Genomic DNA, 21,265 nt, shown 5'->3' with positions numbered 1-21,265 from the left:
TGATTTACTAATGGCTTGAGGAATTTGGATGGCTTGGGAAACTTGGGCTGGTGCGATCGCGCCAATCTAAAATGAATGGACTAAATCACCCCTGCCAAAACTAGAATTGCAAGGACAACAAAGATAACGCCAATCACGATTTCGGAGACTTTGATTTCAGTTTTAGATGCGGGGCGAATGATTCTTACCAGACCCCACTCAAAAATGCCATCTAGAATGAGAGCAATACCAAAAACCAAGCCGAAGATTGCTAATCCGGGAGTCATATTGCCTCCTAATCTTCCTGTTTAAAGGTTACTGATCAATCTCATGAAACTCATGCTGGAGAGAGGCTGTAGCGTTCTATTTCCGTTTAGATCTGTTTGCCTGAAACCTATGTGAAAGAGCGCGATTTTTTGTAAATGTCCGAACCTTGTCGATACAGGGCTGGGCTGGGCAGATATGTAGATTGATGAATGGTTGTGAATTTAGTGGGCAGTTCTCTTGTTCTTGAGAACTAGAGAACTGTTTATCTTTCATTCTAACTAGTTTGAAAAGCAATAAAAACGATGTACATTAAATGTAAAACATAGGGAATATGGATTTCCTGAGAAAAGATTGGATGATAATTTTTGTGTTTGCTCAGATGGATTTGACAAGATAGCAAATGAGTCGTTCTAAGTTGATTGTGATTGGTTTAATTGTCATCGGCCTCCTGTTTTTTGTGGCTTTGGGGTTTGGGTATGGCAATCGCAACAGCGGGGCGACGACAGAGCGGGAGTATGCTGAGCAGGGGCAATTTCCCAATTGGGCTGTTGGCATGGCTGATGTGTTAGCGCCTTTCAGTCCTAAGGTGCAACTTGAGACTGCAGCGGTGATTTTTAAATCGGGGGATGTCTTGAACTTTGCTCCTAATCGGCTGCCAGGTTCCACCTTTACGATTCCGCCGAGCGATCGCCCATTTCGAGTGGCAACTTTTGAGCGACAAGCGGGGCAGTTTCGTTTGGAATATCAAGATAGAACCGATGCCGCAGAACGTTTAGACTTGCAGGAGCAATCACTTGAAATTCCGACTGAGCAAGGGCGCGATCGCGCCTCTTTGGTGGCGATGCAGGCAGGCGGAACGTTGCAAATTTGGTGTGAGGGTGCGATCGCGTGTCAACTCAGTTTGCGGTAGTGCAGAAGACCCACACCACTGTTGCGTTTCGCTTGTCGCGTTTCACTCTTTGTGATGGTGAATGGTTTTTATGGGCTTTGGGGATTCACTCGTCGCAATTCGCGGAGAATATCGGGATCAATTTGACGCAATTCAAAATCAGGAATGATGATTCCCCGACCCGGCATGTTGATTACAACCCCAGAGTCTTTCAATACCACCGTATTTGCCGAGGGAGACGTGCTGACCACGGGTTCGGTAATGCGGGCTGGATCACCCGTCACGTTGCTCAACCTTAGCTCAGCTGTGGACAGGGCTTGAATGGCGGCCTGTAAGCTTTGTCCGCTGACATCGGGAACGGTGGTCGATTCGCCTGCGGCAATGAGTCCAATTTCGGTATTTAGCCCAACGGCCTGACCACTCGGAACTGTTTGCTCCATCACTAAGCCGGGATCGATGTTGAGGGTGGCTCGCGTTTCGGTTTGTGTTCCGATTAGGGAACAATCCTCCAAGATTTGCTGGGCAGTGGTTAGCGGTGGGTTTCCGGTTTGTACATCGGGAACTTGTACTTGGGTTGCTTCGGTTACCACGGATAGTTGAACGACCTCTTCTGGCTCTACTTCTTCTCCGGGTTGAGGATTTTGGGAAGCGATGGTGCCAACGGCGATCGCTGGTAATCCATTGATTCCCGTTGGGTCGCAGATCACCGTGTCTTGGGGCGTTTCTTGAACGGTGAGGCGGCGAGCTTCGAGCTGTTGTTTGGTGTTGGCAATGGGTTTGCCAACATAATTTTCGAGCTCGACTGTTTTGGGGCGCAGGATAAGCCACGCCACCACGCCACCCACGGCAACCAGTACTGCCACCACTGCCAAAATCCACCAGGGAAAGGGCGGTTTAGGTGCAACCGAGGCCGGTACATCCAGCGCCACAACTGGACTATCGGTGTAGACTTCTTCGGGATTGGAATCATCTGCCACCACTAGCTGAAAGGTGTATTTATCTGGGGGGGTACCGGGTGGAATCGTTACATTCACTGTGGCTTGCTGGGTCACGGGTGTTCCGGCTGCGCTGGGAGAAAAGTTGCGAACCACATCTCCCTCAAGCTGAAACCATGATGAGTTGGCGTTGCCTTGTGGCCTGATGTGGAGTTGGCCGCGCTGGAGCTGCTGGGTAAGGTTGGTGATGGTGAATGAAACTTTCCCCACTTTGCCCGGTTCAATGGCAACGGGATCTTGAACGGTTGAGATGTCGAAGATGCGGGGCATGACTAACCTCCTGGAGGTTGGGAAAATACAAGATCGTAGGTGACGTAGGCGGGTTTTTCGAACTGGATGATGCGATGAATTAGGGGTTCGTGAGGTTGAACGGCGATGGGCGCACGCACGGTGAGGTGAAAGGGGCGCGGTGGTCTATTGGTATCGGTCCCGTGTTCAGTGACTTCAAATCCACGGGTATCGGTTGCGGTTTCGAGAAACAAAATTAAGCCTTTGGCTGTGCCTCGCCAGCGCGAGAGGGTGGCGGCGATCGCAATCAGTTCTCGCAGGGGGGGTAGTCCTGTTGAAAGGGGCTGCTTTGCCGCCGAGTTTGCTGGAGAACTTGGGGTTGAATCCAGCACGGGGTCAAGATTGACCCAGCGAGCCAGCAGTGGCACAAAGGCATCGGGGGTGCGATGGGGATCAAACACCGCATCCAGATGGGCAAGGGTTGTTTCGGCAGGCGCGTGCATGTCGGCCATAATCTCCAGCAGGGCCGAGAGTGGACTGCCGGGGTAGAGCGTCCGCTGAAAGACGGTTGGCAAGAGGGTTTGAATCTCGCTAGGGATCATAGGCTAGAGACCTCGATGTCGTGTTCACCAGAGCAGAACAGCCAGGACTGGGGCAGCATGACCGTTTCGGTAAATTCGGCCTGACATGTGGACTGGTAGCTTTGACTGCCATCGATACTGCGGTAAACGCCCTCGGCCCCGCCCGCCAGCAATAGTAGGGAATCGTTGGCGGTAGACCGTCCGCCAAGGGTGTATACCGGGTGCAGCAGGCGCTCTGTGTCGCGAATGGGGAGGCCGCAGTCGAGGGCAGGCGCTTGCCACGTGGCATTGGCTTGGCCAGAGTCGAGGTGCAACACTCCAGCAGAATAGGCGGCGGCATACACGTCTGATCCCTGAAAGGCGATCGCCCTGACACTGCCGCCTGTCCACCCCTGCTGAAAAGGCTGCCAACCATCAGGAGCATTGGGCAGCTCCAATCGATAGCACCCGCGACCAATATCATCGCCAACGACAGTAACGCCAGCCCACACAAACGATCGGCTTCCATCGTGTTGCACCGCCAACACACGAACGTCTTCTCCTTGAAGCCCAATGGGTGAAAAGGTGTTGGGCCTGCCTTCTTCATGGGAAATCCAGATGCCACCCATGCCTTGTGCGGCCACAATCACACTAACAGCGCCTCGGGAACTGACCGATACAGCGATCGCCGCTAGTCCCAGACTAGAGTTGGCCGGATCGACCTGGATCGGGACCAAGTTGGAACCGAGCCGCTTGGGCAATGCATACAGCCCTACGTTGGTTGCCATGAGCAGAATGGGCAATCCACCCGCTCGCAAAATCCAGGTAATATCTTCAACTCGAAATTGGGGCGATGCCATGAGCTGCCAGGATTCGCCACAGTCGCTCGACATGTAGATATGGGAGCTATCGGGTTGATCAATGAGTTGGGTGGCGATCGCCAACAGACCTGGGGCTCCTTCGTGAGCGCGAATGCAGCGAATTTGCTCATTGGGGAATCGAATAATGGTTTCCCAACCGTCACCATCATTCATGGATCGAAACAGCGTGTTCCCCATTCCCGCATACCAGGTATGAGCCTGGGTTGGATCGGGCAATACCGTTCTGACAATCTGATTTGGGGCTTCTTCGACCCCAAGGCGCACCTGCTCTACATGGCTAATTCCGGCCTCGGCGGTGCGCAACAGCTCGTAAACCCGATCCACGCGCAGCGGTTGACCAAATTCCCAGGCCAGCGGATTGATGGTTTGATACAGCCGTTGCAGCACTCGCGCTTTGGCTGCTGCGGGATCTTCGCCTCGATGCACCCACACTCGCGCTTTGACCTTCACTGTTTTGTAATGCACCCAGTTCACTCGGCAGGTGGTGCCCAACGGTCGTCGTTCATCCAATGACTGCTGAATTTGGGTGCGGGCCGCTTCGGTCTCTTGTTGATGAAACTGTTCTGCGGTAACACGCTGACCCTGCTGAAGGGCATCGGGCAGTTGAGGCACCAACAGCACTTCGACTGTCCCTGGCTGGGCATAGGTCCACAAGTCGGCCTGGGTAAAGGCTTTGGCTCGGCCTACGGCTCCGGTATGGCGGAGCGCTAGTAGCTCAAAGTCGCTGGCGGTGACGGCGCGGTCTAGGGCGTGCAGTTCCAATGGGCCACGAATTAGGGCGTTTTCGAGGGTTTCGGCGGGGCGACCGCCGGTTGCGGCTTCGGGATTGATGACCTGGACGCCGGGAATGGGATCTTTGAGGACAGTGAGGGTGTTGGCGGCCACGTTGCCCGCCGCTCCGCCACCCCGTCGATACCACAGTCGAATTTCGCGATTGGCGGATGGAATGGCGGCCAGGGCGGCAGCGGGACTGAGCCCCTGAGGTGCTGCTGTTTGTACCGCTGGTGCAAAGGTGATGACTCCGGTGGAGCGATCGCACATAAACACGTGGCGATCGCTGCCCAGGTTGGCAAAGGTTTCGACTTCGCGCCATAGGCGAAACGGCCGACCCTGCACGTATACGGCCCGTGCGCGATCGCCCAATTCACTGGTATCGGCCTCTACCCCGACGACCAAATCCAACCCATCGCCTGTTGGGGCTACAATGGGAGGCCGACTCGCCATCACCGAGATGCCGGGTAATCCACTGCCCATGCCAGCCAACTCTGCCTCAATCCAGTCACAGTGGTATGCAGTTACGCTGCCTTCGGTTGTTCCTGGAGGCAAGGTGAGCGTTCTGGCGGTCACAAAAATGGGAGGCTCGGCACTACCTGTATTGCGTGCGGTGGTGACTCGCGTTCCTCGGGGAATTTCGACAGGCTGCTCGTATGCACGGCTGAGGCTAAAGCGCAGGCTGACGCTGGCGCTAGTGGGTGGATGCAGCGTGACTCCCATGAGTCTTAAAAATTCAATATAGGCCTTATCTGGCAGGCGGTTGAGCCGATAGATCAAAACTTCGGTTAGGTAGGCAAACACCTCGACCAATGCCCACCCCGGATCGCCCGGCGATAGGTCGGTCCACTCAGGGCAGGATTGCCCAACGCGTTGTCGTGCAGCTTCGACCAGTTGAGCAAAGTCGCGATCGTCCAGGTTTGGAGATGGTAGAGCCATGGCTTACTCTCCGGCAAGGTTGATAGCAAAGGCGAGCGTTTCGGATTGGGGCAGGGTGCGCACGCGGTATTCCAGCGCAATATCGAGCTGAGCTGGGTCATCTTCGTTGCGGTTGGCATCAATACGGATTACTTGAATGCGGGGTTCCCAGCGATCGATGGCTTGTCTCACGTAGTAGATGGCTAGCCCTGCTGTGGTGTCGTCGTTGGGCGAAAACACCAGTCGGTGCAGATTGCAGCCATAGGCAGGGCGCATGACCCGTTCTCCAGGCCGGGTCGATAGCAGTAGCAAAATTGCTTGCCGCACTGATGCAGCGCCATCCACCATGTCGATGGTGCCTGTGGAGGCGATGTGCAACCCTGACAATGCGCCGACTGCATCCAGGTCGGGATGGAAAAACCGCCAAGCACGGTAACGGCGATCGCTCATGACACCTCCTGCACCCACGATTGACCGGGCGATCGCACGGAATAGTTAACCGCACCCGGAGGCGTGCCATCGGTTAATCCTTTGACTGTATCCAGACACACCCGTTTACCCTCAATCCGCAGCAGATCAGAATAGCCCTGCTTGACGGCCAACGTGGTAGTGCAGGGCTTAATGGTGGGGCCAACGTTGGGGCATCCAGCGATCGCCCGCTGTTCGGGATTGCGTGCCACCAGCACCCGCCGACCATTGATGGTGACTAGAGTTTGAGTTGGCTCTAGCTTGACTCGACCCAGCTCGTGATCACAGACCATCACTGCATCTTCCGTTAATACATCCATGGATTAGGCCCTCTCAAATTCAATGTGCTGGCCGCGAATCGTCACGGTTTTTCCGGGTGCCTCTAGGGTTAGGTCTCGCTGGGCATGCACTGTAACCCCGGTTGGCGCTAGCTCAACAAAACTCCCATCTCCGTTTTCTAACCGAAGCTGTTGTTCCACATCATTGAACTGAATTCGCTGTCCGCCGGGGGTGAGCCACGTATGGCGTTTAATGCGACCGGCCTCAATGCCCCAATCGGGAGCTGTTTGCACGCCGTACAGGCTGCCCAACACAACGCCCTGTGCGGGATCGCCCTGGGGGCACAGCACCAATACCTGATCGCCCACATCAGGCAGAGATACTAGCCCCTTTCCGGCCCCGGCCCCCGGCGTGAGGATCGCCATCCAACCCGTTTCAACATCGCGATAAGCCGGTAACGACACTTGCACGCGGCCCAAACCATCGGGATCGTTCACTTGGGTGACGGTGCCGATGGTGGTGCTGGCAGAGGAAACGGGCAATCGCGGCGTGGGAGGGAGGGTCGAAATCTCAGAAACATATCCCTGGACCGGGTTCATGGTGTGGTTGACCGAGGTCAGCACGTATTGCCCGGTTAGATGGGGGGCAACGTTATCTACCGTAATGGGACAACCGGGGCAGAGGTCGGGATTCCCTTCTGCCACACCCTGCAACGTAATTTCCTGTGCCTGACTTCGATCCAGCAGGGCTTGGGCGATCGCGTCAGCCTGCTGATCAGCCTGCACCGTTTGGTTGACTAAGGTGCGCTCTCCGGTGCTGCCTACGTCTTCTGGCGACACATGGGCCGCTACGTCTCTGCCGCTTTGGGCAGCTGTGGCGGTGCCCTGGTGGGTTTCCATGCGCAGAGGATTCCATCCTGCTGTTGCCACCGATCGCACGATCGCATCGCTGTTGACCTCAACTTGTGCTTCGAACAAGGACTCGCCCAGCGTTAGGGGAATGGCGGCTCCCGTGCCGGCCAAGGTCAACAGGTGCAAGGTATTGGAGTGCAGCACCCAATACAGCCCCGATCGCTCTGCCATTGTGGTTAGCAGTTCTAGGTCCGACTGTCGATCTTGAATGAGCCGATGCCAGAGCGGGCCTGTTGCCGCTGCCGATACCACAATGCCCAATGGAGCAACCAATTCTTCCGCCAGATCGGCTACGGTAACCTGAACATGTGCCCGCACCGAATAGGACTTGCGCAATCGATGCATGCGATCGTAGCCCCGTAACCGTATTTGTCGTCCATGGTCTGGCTCGTAGCGATACTCTAATGCGGTCAGTTCTCCTTCAAATAAAGGTGTGGTGCGACCATGCATCCACACTCCTAACGCTACCCCCGGCATCAGCCTAGAATCGGCTCCAAGTGCGCCTTTGGGGTCAAAAAATGTCAATTCACATAATGTTGGTAGTGATAGCCGCTGCTGAATGCGAATACTTCCCAATCGGTAATCATCTGTGGGGGATAAGGCGACGTTGTTGACTTCGACTGTGAGTTTTGGGAGGGTATGAATCGAGTTCATCGGGAACTCTCCAAATAAATAGAGGAATGAATCGTGGATGAATAATTTGGCGGCGTATTGAAACGATGATGATAAATGAAAATTTTACGTTTAGGAAAAAGATTGAAAGGTTTGAATAGACTAAATCTAAGAACGAAAACGTTCGCGATTTAAAGCATGGGCGGAACGCGGATGAGTTGACCGGGTTGAAGATGAAGCGGATCGTCAATTTGGTTGTAAAGACAAATGAGTCGCCACAGGAATGGATTGTCGTAAAACCGAAAGGCGATCGCATCGGGGCGATCGCCTGGCCCCACGACTTCATACACTTGAGTGTCTTGCTCGGATACGTTGGTCACTGTTCGCAGATAAACAGCGGATTGATCGCCGGATGGTTCTGATGACGCTTTTTGAGGGGACTCCTGGATTCGTAAAAACCGCATGCGCACCCACGATCGTCGGGGTACTCCGGCCTGGGTAAAGGTTTCTAGCCGTTCTGAAATGGCTGCAATCACGCCAGGAATATTCCACGATTTTCCCCACACAAATCGCACGACTGAGGGTTGGCCGTAGCCATCTAATCCCGTCCGATTTTCTGCCAAATTCCACAGCGGCTCTGTGAGGTCTCGAACATCTTCTGTGGTAATGCTAGAGCCTGCGATCGCCACGTCAAATACCAGATTGAGCATCAGGTCTGTTGTGCCTCCTCCGGTGTAGAGCAACGTATCATCGGCGCGGGCAGATCCGGTTAAGACTCCATCCAGCGATCGCCGAGTATGTACACCAGCCACTCGTCGCCGTACCAAACTCTCTGGATTTAGCAAGCAACCCAGGCGATCGCCAGTTTGTTCTAATAAAAATGCAACTCGTTCCACAATGAATGTCCCTGCTGTTCATCAAAACTCGTTCAGATTGGTAAAAAAACAATCATGATTTGAAAGTTTTGATTTCGTTTGCTGATCTGTGATCTGTTCTTCGATTCGTTTCAATTGATTTTTTGTTCTCCTTGCTGTTCGTGTTCTAACTTTTGTAAATGCTGCTGCTGTCGAATTTCTGCAAGCCATGGTTCTTGGCTGAATGCGGGTGATTCGTCTGGCAAATTGCTCCACATTGCGTTTGAGGTAGGCCGCTCGTCCTCAACGGCGAAAACTACGGGTTGAAACCATCGCGGGGAATCTTGCGGGGAATGACGTGTCTGCTCAAATTCGCTGGGGCTGTTTTCATGCATCCAACGGTGCGGACTCGGCATCAACGGTGAAACCGGATCATCACCCAAAGGGGCTATAGCGATGGGTTCTGGCTGGTGTTGGGTCGTAGAGACCGTTCGACTGCGAGGCCGCAGGGGTGCCCCTTCGTTGGGGGATGAAACTTGATGAGTTGGCCATGGGGAAGGAGGTGCGATCGCCTCATGGGTAGGTGGCTGGCTGGGTTTAGCGGTGACTTGATGCTCGTTGGCGACAAATGGTGGCTCTTTGGGTGTGGAGTGTTGCTTGTGTTGTTCTAGAGCAGGACGAGGAAGGGGCAACGGTTCAAGGTGATGGGATGAAGGCTGCTTGGATTCCTGTGTGGAGTCGGGGGCGACTGCCGGGTTGCCAACGGTTGCAAGGTTTGCGCTGGAAGAAGGGGTGTTTATCGATGATTGGGGCAATGGCTTTAAACGAAGGGGTGGGCTGGACGTGGGCTGTTTTCTGGTGAGTGGCCCTAGTGCAGGTTCTTCTGTTGAGGGAAATGAAACTGGTGGGCGATCGCTCTTGTGAAGCATCTCTGGAGATGAATGGGAAGAGGTCTGAACTGGATGATCTGTTTTTACGATGGGAGGAATGGGTTGATGGGGCGATCGCACATGCTGTTGAGAATCGGTTGAAGGATGGGGATGGGAACGGAATTGGGAATGGAAGCTGATATCTTGTTTTGTTTCGTTAGCGATATCAGGAAAGGCATCAATGACTGTGGGAATCTCTGAGGTGGGTGTACCGATTGGAGCGGTTACATTCATCCATTGGAATGGACTTTGAGATACAGCCTGTACCCGTGCAAGCCAGTGAGCAGGAGGATTTTGAGAGTTTGCCTTGCTCTCGGGAAGACTAGGTTCTGGTGAGTCTATCTCCTCTGTGGAGAGATGCACTAATGCTTCATCAGCCCACTGTTTGACTCGCAAGAGGAGCGATCGCACAATTCGTTTTGCCCATGGTTGAATGAACACTGGATTAGTCTCGCTTCAACTTCTCAAACACCAGAGTGAGGGACTCAATCGCCACTTCTTGACATAGCGCATCCAATGGTGCGCCTCGCCATTCGGTTGGCCATGCGTTGATCAGGTTCCACTGCATTTTGGGAGTGCTGCCATCGTTATCCAGCAGAATGATGGACGCATTGCGCCGAGTCACTTTGCCCTCTACCAAGTCCATCATCCAATTCCACATATCGCTAGAGTCGGTGAGTCCGTAGCGCAAGGTAATGTCGCCATACTCCACTTGGCCGGGTAGACGAATCACTTCGCCCATGTTGCCACCCTCGGCATAGGCGATCGCGGGTACCTTAACGCGCAAGCCGCTGCACTCGGTAAAGTGCGCCTCGGTTAAGTTGGGCTGAAAGCTGAGCTTAAAGTTATAAGCTCGGTACGGATCGGTACGGTTTCCGGTTCTGGTTCCGTTTGGCATTGCAACATCACCTCATTGCGCCTTGGGGTTCAACCTGGGTATTGGCTACGCCTTGACTCATTCGGAACACGACAAATTCCGCTGGTTTTACTGGAGCCAACCCAATTACAATCACCACCATTCCCGCGTCAATTACCTCTTGGGGATTGGTTTCTTCGTCACACTGTACAAAAAAGGCCTGTTCGGGCGTTCGGCCCATCAGCGCTCCCTGTCGCCACAGCAGTGTTAGATATGCATTGACATCTCGCCGAATGGCCTTCCACAATGTGATGTCGTTCGGTTCAAAGACGACCCAGCGAGTACTGCGGGCAATGGATTCTTCAATCATGTTGAACAGGCGACGCACGTTGAGATATCGCCATTCGCTGCTAGTGCTGGCGACGGTGCGCGCGCCCCATACGCGAATGCCCTCGGTCGAAAAGTAGCGAATACAGTTGACGCCAGCCTGGTTTAGCTCTCCTTGCTCTTCATGCGTAACTTGGTAGGTGAGATCGGTTGCGCCGCGCACCAGTTCGTTGGCGGGAGCTTTTTGCACGCCCCGGGTTCCGTCTACGCGAGCGTAAATGCCAGCTAAATGTCCCGACGGTGGCACATTGACGCGATCGCTCGGTGAGAGCGGATCTTGCACCACAATCCACGGAAAGTAGAATGCTCCATAGCCCCCATCGGATTGGCGCGGACGTAGCCCCACGGCAGCTGGGGCTGTTTCGGGGGGAGCGGCTGGGCCTTCGCCGGTGGCAGCGGGTGCGGGCGGGCGGCGGGTGGCCGATGCGGTTGCCACTCGTTTTAGCAGATCCAAATTTCCGACGACCTGCGGTGGATCTAAAATGGCAACGCGATCGCGCAGTTTTTCACAGTGGGAAATGAGGGCATCGTGCGAGGCCGCATCGGTAAAGCCGGGAGCTGCGACAATTGCCACTTCATCTACTTCTTCCAAGACGGCCAAACCCTTGCGGCCTCGCCCATCACCCACCAGGGTTTCATCGGTGCCAAGGTTGACAACGTAACAGCGGCCACCGCCATTGAGAAAAAAGCCGTATACCGCATGAGATAGAAACGTGCTGGTGGAGCGATCGCGCGATGAGAACTCTCGCAAAAACTGAGTCCAACTGCTGATGGCCACCGCTTCGTGCACATGCGCTCCTGGATCGGGCGCTACCCCGACAAAGCCGGCCGTGCTTGTTCCAACGGACTCAATGGGTCGGGCGCCACCCGGCACCTCTTCGACATAGACACCGGGCGATAGGTAGGTGGGCATATTACGCCTCCGTATCGTGCAATGACGTATCGTGCAGTAAATCGTGTAGGTGAATGATCACTCGTTTTGATGGATCGGATTCAGGCTCAAGGTGAACAGAAAATCGATGCCCTTTTGTGGTGACGTAGAGACGCTGAATGGGGGGATGGGTGGGCACCGCTGCAAACTCAAACTCACCCTTCGCATTTGTCACGGTTGTGCGCTTCAGCGCTGCAAGTTCGACTTGCGCACCCATTAAGGGCATATCGCTAGGGCCAACCACTTGACCTTGCAGCGTGGTACTTGGTGACACTTGTACGTCGGGGGCGACGCGAACTGGAGGGGCGATCGTTTGTGGGCGATCGCGCTTAAGGGGTACCCGCAATACAAATGCCGGACGCGGCACAACGTGAAATGCAACCCATACCGCAACTGGAATTGGTTCGATTTGAACTTCAAAATCGGGGGTTTCAATTGCGGCAAAAATGAGTTTGCCCAACAGGTGATGAGCCTGTTCAGCCGACTCTGCCCAAGTGGTGACCAAGTAGTGCAGCGATAGCTGAAGCGGCAGTCGAAAGGTAGAACTTGCGGAGGGCTTGTAGGCAAGTTCGAGCAAATATAGCCCAACGCCCTGCCCTGTATGAGTGTCGCTAGGAGCAGCAAACGAGACTTCTGCTGATCCCACAACAGAGGTGACCCAATCCTTCAAACTGCGATCGATAAGCTCGATCATAGGAGGTCTGATGAAGTAGGTCGAAGGGAATGTACACTACCTCGTGATTCCAGCTTATTCAGCACAGTCAGTAATGAAAAGAAATTGGTCAGTAATTTTACTTAATTTCATTTAACTAAACATTTTAGAGAAGTGGTCATTTGTGGTCATTTGAGGATGTTTGAAACGTATGAAATGTTTTGCATTTGCTCCTCAACGCCTGTTTTTGACGGGATTTCCGACCCATTTTTTCATTCACGGTTCCCCAAAAATTGGGGGATGCCGGGGGCGGTTCGGGTCGCAACTGGCATTTTTAGATCATCCTCTTAGGGCCACTGCTTTCCTAAAATGTTCTGCTATGGCAGTGGAAGATTTGAGGTTTTAAGGGTTGAGTTGCCGCAACTCAACCCTTTTGTTTCTGCTTATTTTTCTGATGGTAAGAACGCTAGTTTCATTTCGTTTGGAATTTTAGCAGGACGGTTGCGATCGACATTGAAGTAGCACCATTCGGTTCTGGCTCGACAAAGGATTTGGCGATCGCCTATGCGAGTTACCTCCGTGCGACGAGATAGCGTAGTGAGTTTACTGCTTTCGATCCAGGTTACTAGTTGAAGCTGTTCGCCGACAAATGCAGGAGCGAGGTAATCAATCTCATGGCGACGAACGACCCAAATCAAATGTTCGCTATCGGTTTCGCGAGAGTAGCCCCTAGAGTTGTACGCAGCGATTGCCAAATCCTGAATCCACTGCACATACATCACATTGTTTACATGGTTTTGAACGTCACAATGATGGGGCTGTACTTCAATTTCCTGCGTGTAGGCAATCTTGGAAGGGAGTGATTCACACATAAGGTTAAAGCTGCGACAGGTATGCGGTTGAAGAAGAGATGACCTAAGTTTTGAGAACCGCATATGCTTGCAAGTATTTTAATGCATGGCTTTACTCGTTGTCATCTGCGGTGAAAACGGCACGATAACCCCTACTCACGGTATTGAGAAATAATTTGCAGAGATGTTATCTCAGTAGTGTGTGTTAGTAGAGTGCATTACTATCTGCGATTGGTCGCTGAAATCATTCACTTTAGAGTTTTTTTGTTTGTTTACGTAAGATAGAAGCGAATAAACGAGTTAAAAGCTGTAAGCGGTAAATCTCGGTGAATTCTGGCTAAAATTTATCGACAAAAAAGCCTTACTCTACTTATGGAGCAAGGCTTTTAATGAAGAGTCATGCTGATGACATAGATTTAGAACCTATTCATTAGCGAGGGTTGTGCATCTAAAGTGTGAACTTGAACAGTGAACCTAAAGAGGTGACTTGCAGACTAAAGTCGGGATGTCGTGGATCTGCGATCGCGCATCCGTTGTTCATAGGAGCGGAAAGTCGGATCATCCAAGTCGTAGAAATAGGGCTCATGCTGATAGTTATAGGCTTCACCCGCAGGAGGCTGTAAAACTGATGAGCGTGGAATTAGTGGACGATAGGATGAGCGTACGCGCTCTTCGTAATTGTTATCGATTTTCAAATCGTCACTAAATTCGGGCAAGTTTTCAACTTGTTCTTTCGTTAGCCCCGATACGTAAAGTCGCTCTTTGTCGTAATTGAGTTTAGCCATACCCACTGGCAGCAAAACCTTTTTACCAAAGACCCAAAAACCAGTATCTACAATGAAATAACGAAAGCGACCATCCCGCTCATCCACGAGTAGCTCTTTGACAGTACCGACCTTATCTTGGTCGTTATCGCCTGCATCGTTTGCGTAGACCGAAAAGTTGTTAATGTTGTGTCCGCCAAACAAATCTGTTTTGTGATCGGAATAATAATCACTCAGTTTGATCAGTGCCATTTCGCTTCTCCATATATTGTGTTGCTTTTGTTTCACTGCTTAGTCAGATAAACATTCGCATTGAAGCTGAAGCCGCTTTGCTATTGAACCTTTAAGCAGTATCAAACCTAGGAAAATAGACAGGCTTAACTGACTACAGTGACTAAAAACGTGAGTCACGCTTATAACCTGATCATATAAAACAAACTGAGGAAATTCTCTTCAAATCCAGCAATTTGTGCTAATTCTATCGTTCGAAATAGCTCTTTTAGAAGACCCCATTGCTGAATGCAGAGATCTGCAACTATCAATAGTCTTATATTTTTACTTTGGATGATTGAAAATTCGAATATTGTTCAGCTTGATTCGAGTGGGATTAGTCGTTGGAAGGGTTGTTTTCGAACTTTTTCACTGGCTAAGGTGCCCAACTTTGTGAAACAAAATCTCTCCTGTCAGTAAGATACAAGGGAAAGTCTTGCGGGTTGACTCAAGAAATTTATGTTCTGAGCTTGGAATGGAAATTTGCAAATCTGCCTCTAGCTAGAGATCGAATCTCTCCTGAATACGAGATGGTTAGCGGTAGCGGTCGGAGGAAGATATGCGTCAACTTATTGTTCAAGTGCCTCGGGGCTGTGGTAAGCGGATTGTTGATCTGGCATCAACTCATCAAGGAGTGAATTTTTCCCTTGTGGAGGCAAATTCAGAAGGAGATGCGATCGATTTGGTGACTGTGCATTTGCCAAACCGATCCATTGAAATGTTTTTGGAAGACATTCAAGAGTTGCCCAATGTGCACACTACGTTGTTGCCATCTGGTGTGATGGCGCTACGTCCGCCGGCTAGCGAAGCACCCAAGCAGGTCAAACAAGTTCAAATCCGCAGCCCGATCGAGGTCTTTCTTTCGGGATTGCAAAGTGTTGGTTCATGGACTGGTTTTCTCGCTTATGCTGCGGTTGCGGGGGTGGTGGTGTGGATTGGTTTATACACCAATACGAGTTATCTGCTTGTGGCTGCGATGTTGATCGCTCCATTCGCGAGCCCTGCCATGAACACTGCGATCGCCACGGCTCGGGGAGATGGGTCTCTGCTGTGGCGAAGTATTCTGCGATATTTTGCTGCATTGATTGTCACGATTGGCGTTGCTGGAGTTTTAAGCCTTGTTCTGCGACAAGAAATTGCCACTGCGCTAATTGTTGAGCGTAGCCAAATTTCTATGGTTGCGGTGCTGCTTCCTTTGGCTGCAGGCGCAGCGGGCGCAATTAATTTGGTTCAATCCGAGCGCAGCAGTTTGGTATCGGGGGCTGCTACAGGAATGCTTGTTGCGGCGTCTTTGGCACCCCCTGCAGGCATTGTTGGCATGGCGACCGCGATTGGGCGCTGGGACATGGTGGTGAATGGCTTATTTCTGCTGTTGCTGCAACTATTTGGCATCAATATTTCTGCTGCGCTGTTGTTTCGCCTGTATGGGATATCGATCAAAGAAAGTCGCTACAGCCGTGGGAAAAAAGGGATATTTCCCCTCGTTCTGACGATAACGGCGATCGCCTTAGCAGGATTGATGACTTGGCAATTTGCCAATCCACCAAACCTTGAACGCTCTAGCCGTGCCCAACAAGCCAATGCCGAAATTCAAAGTGTCATTCAGCAAAATGAACTCGCGGAGTTGGTTGAGGCCAATGTTCGATTTACCCGCGCCAGCATTGCAGAACAAAACACATTGTTGTGCGTGGTGTATGTGCAACGGGCAGATGGTGTGAATCTTCCTGCTGAGGCAATTCGCGATCGCTTGACGCAAGCGATTCAAACTCGGCTTTTGGAACAGGGTTTTGATGTTACGCCATTGGTTGACATTCAGGTTCTAGAACCTCCTGATCAAAATCTCTAAATCGTATTTGCGCCATTATCTCAATCGTTAATCGTTGACAATCTAACCCATTAATCTTATGAGTCAGCTACATTCTTCTTACAAACGTGCTCTTGAACATGAACAAAGTGAGATTTTGCACCAGCTTGAGGATTGGTTAGAAATTCCGATGCTGATGCTCAGCTTTGTTTGGTTGGCCTTGTTTGTGGTTGAGTTGATTTGGGAACTGTCGCCATTTTTGGATGCGCTGGGCATCACCATTTGGGTGCTGTTTATCTTAGATTTTGGGCTGAAGTTTATTTTGGCTCCTCGTAAGGTCGTGTATCTCAGGCTCAGATGGTTGACTGGATTGGCGCTGCTGCTGCCAGCCCTGCGAATTCTGCGGGTGGTGCGGGTGGCCCGAGCCTTGCAAACGGCTCGCGCTGTGCGGGGGTTGCGGCTACTGAGGGTGATGACGCGCACCAATCGCGGTATGCGGGCACTGGCAGCCAGTGTGAATCGGCGCGGATTTGGATATGTTATGGGATTGACGGCAATCGTTGCGCTGGTTGGGTCTGCGGGTATGTATACCTTTGAGAGGGATATTCCTGAATCATCTTTGACTGACTATGGCTCGGCTTTATGGTGGACTGCCATGATGATTACCACGATGGGTTCAGATTATTTCCCAAAAACGCCAGAAGGTCGAGTGTTGTGTTTGTTTTTGTCTCTTTATGCGTTTGCGGTGTTTGGTTATGTGACTGCGACTCTGGCAACTTTCTTTATTGGGCGAGATGCCGAAAACTCTACGGCAGAGGTGGCAGGCTCTCACGAGCTGGCGGTGTTACATACTGAAATTGCCGCATTGCGAACCGAACTTCACGCTCTTTTGCAGCAAAAGCAGTAAAAAATTGCTCAGGTTTGCGATCGCTCCATGATTCAGCTTTCTCGGTTGCAAATCAGGAAACCAGGAAATTTGTCATCCATCTGGTTACCCTGAGGTAGAGGTTAATTGCACAAAATTTGATTACCATGACCAGCGATGCTTCACCAGAGGGGATTCATGACCATCCAGGTATCTGCGGCGTGGGAAAAAGCGCAGGGCATGCTGAATGATTTGATTGCCCTTTTGCCGAACCTCGTACTGGCACTTATTGTTTTTATTATTTTCTTTTTGGTGGCTGGCACGATTCGGCATATGGTTAAGCGAGTTACTCGCAATCGCCGTCATGCTCGTAATCTGGGATTGATCTTAGGTCGACTCGCGCAATGGACCATCATCCTCATTGGTTTGTTTATTTCCCTATCCATTGTCATTCCAACGTTGCGGGCGGGTGATTTGGTGCAACTGCTGGGAATTAGCGGTGTGGCGATCGGCTTTGCGTTTCGGGATATTTTGCAAAACTTTTTAGCTGGAATTTTAATTTTATTGACGGAGCCCTTTCAGCTAGAGGACCAAATTGTTTTTAAGGACTTTGAGGGAACTGTTGAAAATATTCAAACCCGGGCGACAACGATTCGAACGTATGATGGGCGTCGCATTGTTATCCCGAATTCGGAACTATTTACAAACTCGGTTACAGTCAATACTGCCTTTGACAATCGCCGCTTGGAGTATGACGTGGGCATTGGTTATGGCGACGATATCGATGAGGCCAAGCGGTTGATTTTGGAGGCGATTTATGAAACTGAAGGGGTGTTGCAAGAACCCGCGCCGGATGCAATTGTTGTGAGTTTGGCAGAAAGTACTGTGGAGATTCGTGCCCGTTGGTGGGTAAAGCCGCCCTATCGAGCCGAAGTGTTGAACTTGCAAGATAAGGTGCTAACGGCCATTAAGAATAAACTAACGGCTCATGGGATCGATTTACCGTTTCCCACTCAACAAATCTTGTTTCATGATCAAACTGAAGAGACTGATGGCGATCGCACACAGCAGCGAGAAGGATGGCCTCTGGGCAAGCGTCCAGCGCCAAAGCCACGCAGCATCGGCGGTTCTCTGCGCAAACTAGCCGAAAACCGATCGCAACAGAGTGACGATGGGCATTCCCGCTCTGCCCACCATGGGTAATGTTCTAGACATGTGGATGTGTTTGGTAGCAGGGGTAGTGGCGCCGCCTTGCTACCAAACACATCCATAACCGTGAAACACAATCGTGAAACACAACTCCACCATGTATGAGCATGACGGTCTGCTTGTCTGTCTGTACTGTTGTGTAGGCATTGATTTATATCAATGGTTTTGAGTGGTATAGACAAAGCCTATGCCGCTCAACGTTATGTTTTGTTGAAACTATCATTTTGCAACTAATCAACTAGGGATTTGATTAGCTACTTAATTTGCGATCGCTAGCGGCTAAATTGCAAATCAACTTAATCATATTTCTGCAAAGCCAGACGATGGATTGCAGAACAAATGCACCTATGGGTGAAACCCTCGCATCGTTTGTGCAGCCGTCATTACAGGCGATTAAAGGTACTTTTCACACCAGAAATAAGCGTTGATTTTTGAGTTCGAGCTAAGGCCATATCTCTAACCAGAATAAGGGCTCCTGTTTGCCTTAAATCATTCTTGGGAATAATAAACATATATAGCGCTGCGTACTCTAATGAAGTCTGGATGGTTGTTGGGGACTGCCAGGAGCGCATCACCTATCACAGTTCTATCCCTCACACGAGTAGGAATCGCGATATACGGTCATTGCATTTGTAGACAATTACCATGTCATACCCATCAAACTCTTCTGTAAGTCGTGTTGGCAAAACTGTAGTAGGCTCGAAAAATTCTTCGGAACCAAACGATTCTCGCCTTTCTCGCAGCTTGGTCACCCGTCTCGTTGTGGGAGGGACCGCATTGGCGGTTGGGCTGGTAGGCTACTTCAGCTATCAGATCGTGCGCAACGCGACCTTGGAGAATTTGAAGCAAAATGTGTTGCTTAAGGTCAATCTTGAGGCGAATAGCATCGACAAATGGGTTGCCCTGAGGAAGTCGGAGGCGGAAGCAGTTGCTAATATTCCCATCACGCGGACCATGGATTGGTCATTAATTGCTCCCTACTTTGCTGCCGAACAGCAACGCCTCCAAACATTTGGCACCTCAAGTGGATCATCTTTGGGAATCGTTGATTCGCAAGGCTGGCTTTCGAATGTCGGTCGAGGCAAAACAGATATTAATGTTGGCGATCGCCCTCACTTTCAACGAGGCATGAAAGGGCAATCTACGGTAGTCGATCCGGTTATTTCGCGAGTTTCGGGGGAGCCAATCATCATTTTTGCGTCTCCCATTTGGTCAGGGCCTGTACAAGACAAGGCGAGGCGTCCCCTTGGCATTGTCAATGCTCCCATCAGCATTGAGAAGGTTACAGATGTAGTTCAACGCTTGCAATATGGTCGGGACAGCTATGCGTTTGCACTCAATTCCAAAGGTGCAGCCATCATCCATCCCAACACTGACTTTATGTCGACGCAGGAAAAGCCGGCCCCTAGTTTAATTGAGTCGCAGGATCCGGGCTTGGCGACCATTGCCCAAAAAATGGTTGATCGGCAACAAGGCATTGAACTGGTTACCTTAGATGGAACTCAGCAGTATGTAGCCTTTTTGCCTTTGCAAGAAGCGAGCTGGTCGGTAGCGTTGGTGATTCCCCGGGGAAATATTGAATCTCAGCTCCGGCTTCTCGATGGCATTGCATTTGTGGTTTTAGTCCTGGCGGGCACGCTGATTGGGGTATTGATCTATGTGCAATCCACCGAGCAATCTCAACTGAAAAAATCAAAGCTGGCAGCCGATTCTGCCAATCAGGCAAAAAGCGAGTTTTTGTCCAACATGAGTCATGAGCTGCGCACGCCTCTGAACGGTATTCTAGGCTACGCTCAAATTTTGAGTCGTTCAAAAACCTGGGGCGAGAAGGAGCAACGAGGAATTCAGATCATTCACCAGTGTGGCTCTCATCTGCTGACGCTGATTAACGACGTGTTGGATTTGTCCAAGATTGAAGCGCGGAAACTAGAACTCGTGCCCCAAGCGGTTCATTTTCCTTCTTTCTTGCAAGGTGTGGTGGAAATTTGTCGGATTCGGGCTGAGCAAAAGGGCGTTGAGTTTCACTATGAGCCGGATGCTAAGTTGCCTACGGGCATCACCGTCGATGAAAAACGGCTGCGGCAGGTTTTGCTTAACCTGTTGGGAAATGCTGTTAAGTTTACCGATCGCGGCCGTGTGATGCTTCAAGTTGAGCAGATCGCGGCTCATGCCGATCAAACTGTACAGCTTCGCTTTGTGGTTGCTGATACTGGAGTTGGCATTGCTCCAGACGATATCCATAAACTCTTTCAGGCCTTTGAGCAAGTGGGTGAGCAACGTCGCCAAGCCGAAGGTACGGGACTGGGTCTAGCCATTAGCCAACAGATTGTTCAGCTCATGGGTGGAAGTATTCAGGTCAAGAGCCAGCCGGGAGTGGGTAGCGATTTTTATTTTGAGATCACTGTTCCTTTGTCGGCAGATTGGAGGCAACAAAAGACGGCATCTTTTGGCAAGGTTGTGGGGTATGAAGGCACTCCGCGCCGAATTCTGGTTGTGGATGATCGCTGGGAAAATCGCGCCGTTTTGCTGAACTTACTAGAGCCGTTGGGATTTATGATGGCTGAAGCTGAGCATGGACAGGCGGGCTTAGAGCAAATGCGTCAAACCTGTCCCGATTTGGTGATCACTGACTTGGCGATGCCAGTGATGGATGGCTTTGTGATGCTAGAGCAATTACGAGCAGATGAAGAGTTGCGATCAGTTAAGGTAATTGTTTCTTCGGCTTCGGTCGCTCAACTCGACCAACAAATGAGTTTTGAGGCGGGGAGCGATGATTTTTTACCTAAGCCTGTGCAGGTGGATGACCTATTCCAACTGCTAGAAAAGCACCTTGAACTGACCTGGATCTACGAAGATGCCTCTTTAGCGGGAGCCTCGGCTCAGTTGCAGCCCGCAGACTTGATTCCTCCGCCCTCTGCGGATCTCCAGGTTTGGTTAGAGTTAGCGCAAGAAGGGCGGTTGAAGAAGCTGATTGAAGCAGCGGAACAACTGGGACAGCAGGACTCTTGCTATCAACCGTTTGTGCAGCAAGTAATACGGCTTGCTAAGCAGTTCCAAAGTGAACAAGTTGAACGATTACTCCAGAAATACCTTTCATAAATCCAACATCACCCGTTCAGAAGTCAAAGTTCAGAA

The 21,265-nt window shown here is 51.3% G+C and carries 19 protein-coding genes; 5 read left to right on the top strand and 14 right to left on the bottom strand.

Annotated features, from left to right (window positions below; genetic code table 11):
• Positions 1–80 precede the first annotated feature (80 nt).
• Positions 81–266, bottom strand: a complete 186-nt coding sequence (locus ACQ4M4_RS12165) for a hypothetical protein (protein ID WP_430684749.1) — start codon at positions 264–266, stop codon at positions 81–83.
• A gap of 380 nt (positions 267–646) precedes the next feature.
• Between ACQ4M4_RS12165 and ACQ4M4_RS12160 the strand changes: the two genes are divergently transcribed.
• A complete protein-coding gene (locus ACQ4M4_RS12160) occupies positions 647–1,156 on the top strand; it encodes a hypothetical protein (protein ID WP_430684748.1) in 510 nt (169 codons plus the stop codon).
• Between the two features lie 68 nt (positions 1,157–1,224).
• On the opposite strand, the gene ACQ4M4_RS12155 is transcribed toward ACQ4M4_RS12160, so the two are convergent.
• From ACQ4M4_RS12155 to ACQ4M4_RS12095, 13 genes are all read right to left on the bottom strand, one after another.
• Entirely contained in the window at positions 1,225–2,400 is a 1,176-nt protein-coding gene (locus ACQ4M4_RS12155) for a PASTA domain-containing protein (protein ID WP_430684747.1), read from the bottom strand.
• 2 nt (positions 2,401–2,402) lie between these two features.
• Positions 2,403–2,960 (bottom strand): phage tail protein, encoded by a 558-nt coding sequence (locus ACQ4M4_RS12150; RefSeq protein ID WP_430684746.1) that lies wholly within the window; start codon positions 2,958–2,960, stop codon positions 2,403–2,405.
• Positions 2,957–5,509, bottom strand: a complete 2,553-nt coding sequence (locus ACQ4M4_RS12145; protein ID WP_430684745.1) for a baseplate J/gp47 family protein — start codon at positions 5,507–5,509, stop codon at positions 2,957–2,959. Before ACQ4M4_RS12145 ends, ACQ4M4_RS12150 begins: the two co-directional genes overlap by 4 nt.
• Positions 5,510–5,512: 3 nt before the next feature.
• Positions 5,513–5,938 carry a GPW/gp25 family protein gene (locus tag ACQ4M4_RS12140; protein ID WP_430684744.1) on the bottom strand — a complete coding sequence of 142 codons (426 nt, stop codon included), beginning with the start codon at positions 5,936–5,938 and terminating at the stop codon, positions 5,513–5,515.
• Positions 5,935–6,276 carry a hypothetical protein gene (locus ACQ4M4_RS12135; protein WP_430684743.1) on the bottom strand — a complete coding sequence of 114 codons (342 nt, stop codon included), beginning with the start codon at positions 6,274–6,276 and terminating at the stop codon, positions 5,935–5,937. The genes ACQ4M4_RS12140 and ACQ4M4_RS12135 overlap by 4 nt, the downstream gene beginning before the upstream one ends.
• 3 nt (positions 6,277–6,279) lie before the next feature.
• Positions 6,280–7,800, bottom strand: coding sequence for a phage baseplate assembly protein V (locus ACQ4M4_RS12130; RefSeq protein WP_430684742.1), 1,521 nt, complete (start codon positions 7,798–7,800; stop codon positions 6,280–6,282).
• Between the two features lie 149 nt (positions 7,801–7,949).
• Positions 7,950–8,654: a LysM peptidoglycan-binding domain-containing protein gene (locus ACQ4M4_RS12125; RefSeq protein WP_430684741.1), complete on the bottom strand. Its 705-nt coding sequence runs from the start codon at positions 8,652–8,654 to the stop codon at positions 7,950–7,952.
• Between the two features lie 110 nt (positions 8,655–8,764).
• Complete coding sequence (locus ACQ4M4_RS12120) at positions 8,765–9,982, bottom strand: hypothetical protein (protein ID WP_430684740.1); 1,218 nt, start codon at positions 9,980–9,982, stop codon at positions 8,765–8,767.
• A gap of 4 nt (positions 9,983–9,986) precedes the next feature.
• A complete protein-coding gene (locus ACQ4M4_RS12115) occupies positions 9,987–10,439 on the bottom strand; it encodes a phage tail protein (RefSeq protein ID WP_430684739.1) in 453 nt (150 codons plus the stop codon).
• Between the two features lie 7 nt (positions 10,440–10,446).
• Positions 10,447–11,697: a phage tail sheath family protein gene (locus ACQ4M4_RS12110; RefSeq protein ID WP_430684738.1), complete on the bottom strand. Its 1,251-nt coding sequence runs from the start codon at positions 11,695–11,697 to the stop codon at positions 10,447–10,449.
• 1 nt (position 11,698) lies between these two features.
• Positions 11,699–12,409, bottom strand: coding sequence for a Pvc16 family protein (locus tag ACQ4M4_RS12105; protein WP_430684737.1), 711 nt, complete (start codon positions 12,407–12,409; stop codon positions 11,699–11,701).
• Positions 12,410–12,810: 401 nt separating this feature from the next.
• Positions 12,811–13,239, bottom strand: coding sequence for an acyl-CoA thioesterase (locus ACQ4M4_RS12100; RefSeq protein WP_430684736.1), 429 nt, complete (start codon positions 13,237–13,239; stop codon positions 12,811–12,813).
• A gap of 473 nt (positions 13,240–13,712) precedes the next feature.
• A complete protein-coding gene (locus ACQ4M4_RS12095; RefSeq protein ID WP_430684735.1) occupies positions 13,713–14,234 on the bottom strand; it encodes a PRC-barrel domain-containing protein in 522 nt (173 codons plus the stop codon).
• A 577-nt stretch (positions 14,235–14,811) separates the two neighbouring features.
• Between ACQ4M4_RS12095 and ACQ4M4_RS12090 the strand changes: the two genes are divergently transcribed.
• The 4 genes from ACQ4M4_RS12090 (at position 14,812) to ACQ4M4_RS12075 (ending at position 21,229) form a co-directional block, all read left to right on the top strand.
• The gene (locus ACQ4M4_RS12090; protein WP_430684734.1) at positions 14,812–16,098 is read left to right on the top strand and encodes a DUF389 domain-containing protein; all 1,287 of its coding nucleotides are present in this window, start codon (positions 14,812–14,814) and stop codon (positions 16,096–16,098) included.
• Between the two features lie 58 nt (positions 16,099–16,156).
• On the top strand, positions 16,157–16,963 hold the full coding sequence (locus ACQ4M4_RS12085; protein WP_430684733.1) for a potassium channel family protein: 807 nt from the start codon (positions 16,157–16,159) through the stop codon (positions 16,961–16,963).
• Between the two features lie 156 nt (positions 16,964–17,119).
• Positions 17,120–18,124: a mechanosensitive ion channel family protein gene (locus ACQ4M4_RS12080; protein WP_430684732.1), complete on the top strand. Its 1,005-nt coding sequence runs from the start codon at positions 17,120–17,122 to the stop codon at positions 18,122–18,124.
• A gap of 651 nt (positions 18,125–18,775) precedes the next feature.
• Positions 18,776–21,229 (top strand): ATP-binding protein, encoded by a 2,454-nt coding sequence (locus ACQ4M4_RS12075; protein ID WP_430684731.1) that lies wholly within the window; start codon positions 18,776–18,778, stop codon positions 21,227–21,229.
• Positions 21,230–21,265: the final 36 nt, after the last annotated feature.

Origin of the sequence: Leptolyngbya sp. AN02str (genome assembly GCF_050565595.1) — a bacterium.
In the GTDB taxonomy this organism is placed as follows: Bacteria; Cyanobacteriota; Cyanobacteriia; order Elainellales; family Elainellaceae; genus Kaiparowitsia.
The sequence above is the reverse complement of the archived record's forward strand: the minus strand, read 5'-3'. Positions and strand labels throughout refer to the sequence as shown.

Excerpts from the sequence above, each read along its gene's own strand:
- ACQ4M4_RS12165 (WP_430684749.1), bottom strand. The coding sequence starts at position 266 with ATGACTCCCGGATTAGCAATCTTCGGCTTGGTTTTTGGTATTGCTCTC.
- ACQ4M4_RS12160 (WP_430684748.1), top strand. The coding sequence starts at position 647 with ATGAGTCGTTCTAAGTTGATTGTGATTGGTTTAATTGTCATCGGCCTC.
- ACQ4M4_RS12155 (WP_430684747.1), bottom strand. The coding sequence starts at position 2,400 with ATGCCCCGCATCTTCGACATCTCAACCGTTCAAGATCCCGTTGCCATT.
- ACQ4M4_RS12150 (WP_430684746.1), bottom strand. The coding sequence starts at position 2,960 with ATGATCCCTAGCGAGATTCAAACCCTCTTGCCAACCGTCTTTCAGCGG.
- ACQ4M4_RS12145 (WP_430684745.1), bottom strand. The coding sequence starts at position 5,509 with ATGGCTCTACCATCTCCAAACCTGGACGATCGCGACTTTGCTCAACTG.
- ACQ4M4_RS12140 (WP_430684744.1), bottom strand. The coding sequence starts at position 5,938 with ATGAGCGATCGCCGTTACCGTGCTTGGCGGTTTTTCCATCCCGACCTG.
- ACQ4M4_RS12135 (WP_430684743.1), bottom strand. The coding sequence starts at position 6,276 with ATGGATGTATTAACGGAAGATGCAGTGATGGTCTGTGATCACGAGCTG.
- ACQ4M4_RS12130 (WP_430684742.1), bottom strand. The coding sequence starts at position 7,800 with ATGAACTCGATTCATACCCTCCCAAAACTCACAGTCGAAGTCAACAAC.
- ACQ4M4_RS12115 (WP_430684739.1), bottom strand. The coding sequence starts at position 10,439 with ATGCCAAACGGAACCAGAACCGGAAACCGTACCGATCCGTACCGAGCT.
- ACQ4M4_RS12110 (WP_430684738.1), bottom strand. The coding sequence starts at position 11,697 with ATGCCCACCTACCTATCGCCCGGTGTCTATGTCGAAGAGGTGCCGGGT.
- ACQ4M4_RS12105 (WP_430684737.1), bottom strand. The coding sequence starts at position 12,409 with ATGATCGAGCTTATCGATCGCAGTTTGAAGGATTGGGTCACCTCTGTT.
- ACQ4M4_RS12100 (WP_430684736.1), bottom strand. The coding sequence starts at position 13,239 with ATGTGTGAATCACTCCCTTCCAAGATTGCCTACACGCAGGAAATTGAA.
- ACQ4M4_RS12095 (WP_430684735.1), bottom strand. The coding sequence starts at position 14,234 with ATGGCACTGATCAAACTGAGTGATTATTATTCCGATCACAAAACAGAT.
- ACQ4M4_RS12090 (WP_430684734.1), top strand. The coding sequence starts at position 14,812 with ATGCGTCAACTTATTGTTCAAGTGCCTCGGGGCTGTGGTAAGCGGATT.
- ACQ4M4_RS12085 (WP_430684733.1), top strand. The coding sequence starts at position 16,157 with ATGAGTCAGCTACATTCTTCTTACAAACGTGCTCTTGAACATGAACAA.
- ACQ4M4_RS12080 (WP_430684732.1), top strand. The coding sequence starts at position 17,120 with ATGACCATCCAGGTATCTGCGGCGTGGGAAAAAGCGCAGGGCATGCTG.
- ACQ4M4_RS12075 (WP_430684731.1), top strand. The coding sequence starts at position 18,776 with ATGTCATACCCATCAAACTCTTCTGTAAGTCGTGTTGGCAAAACTGTA.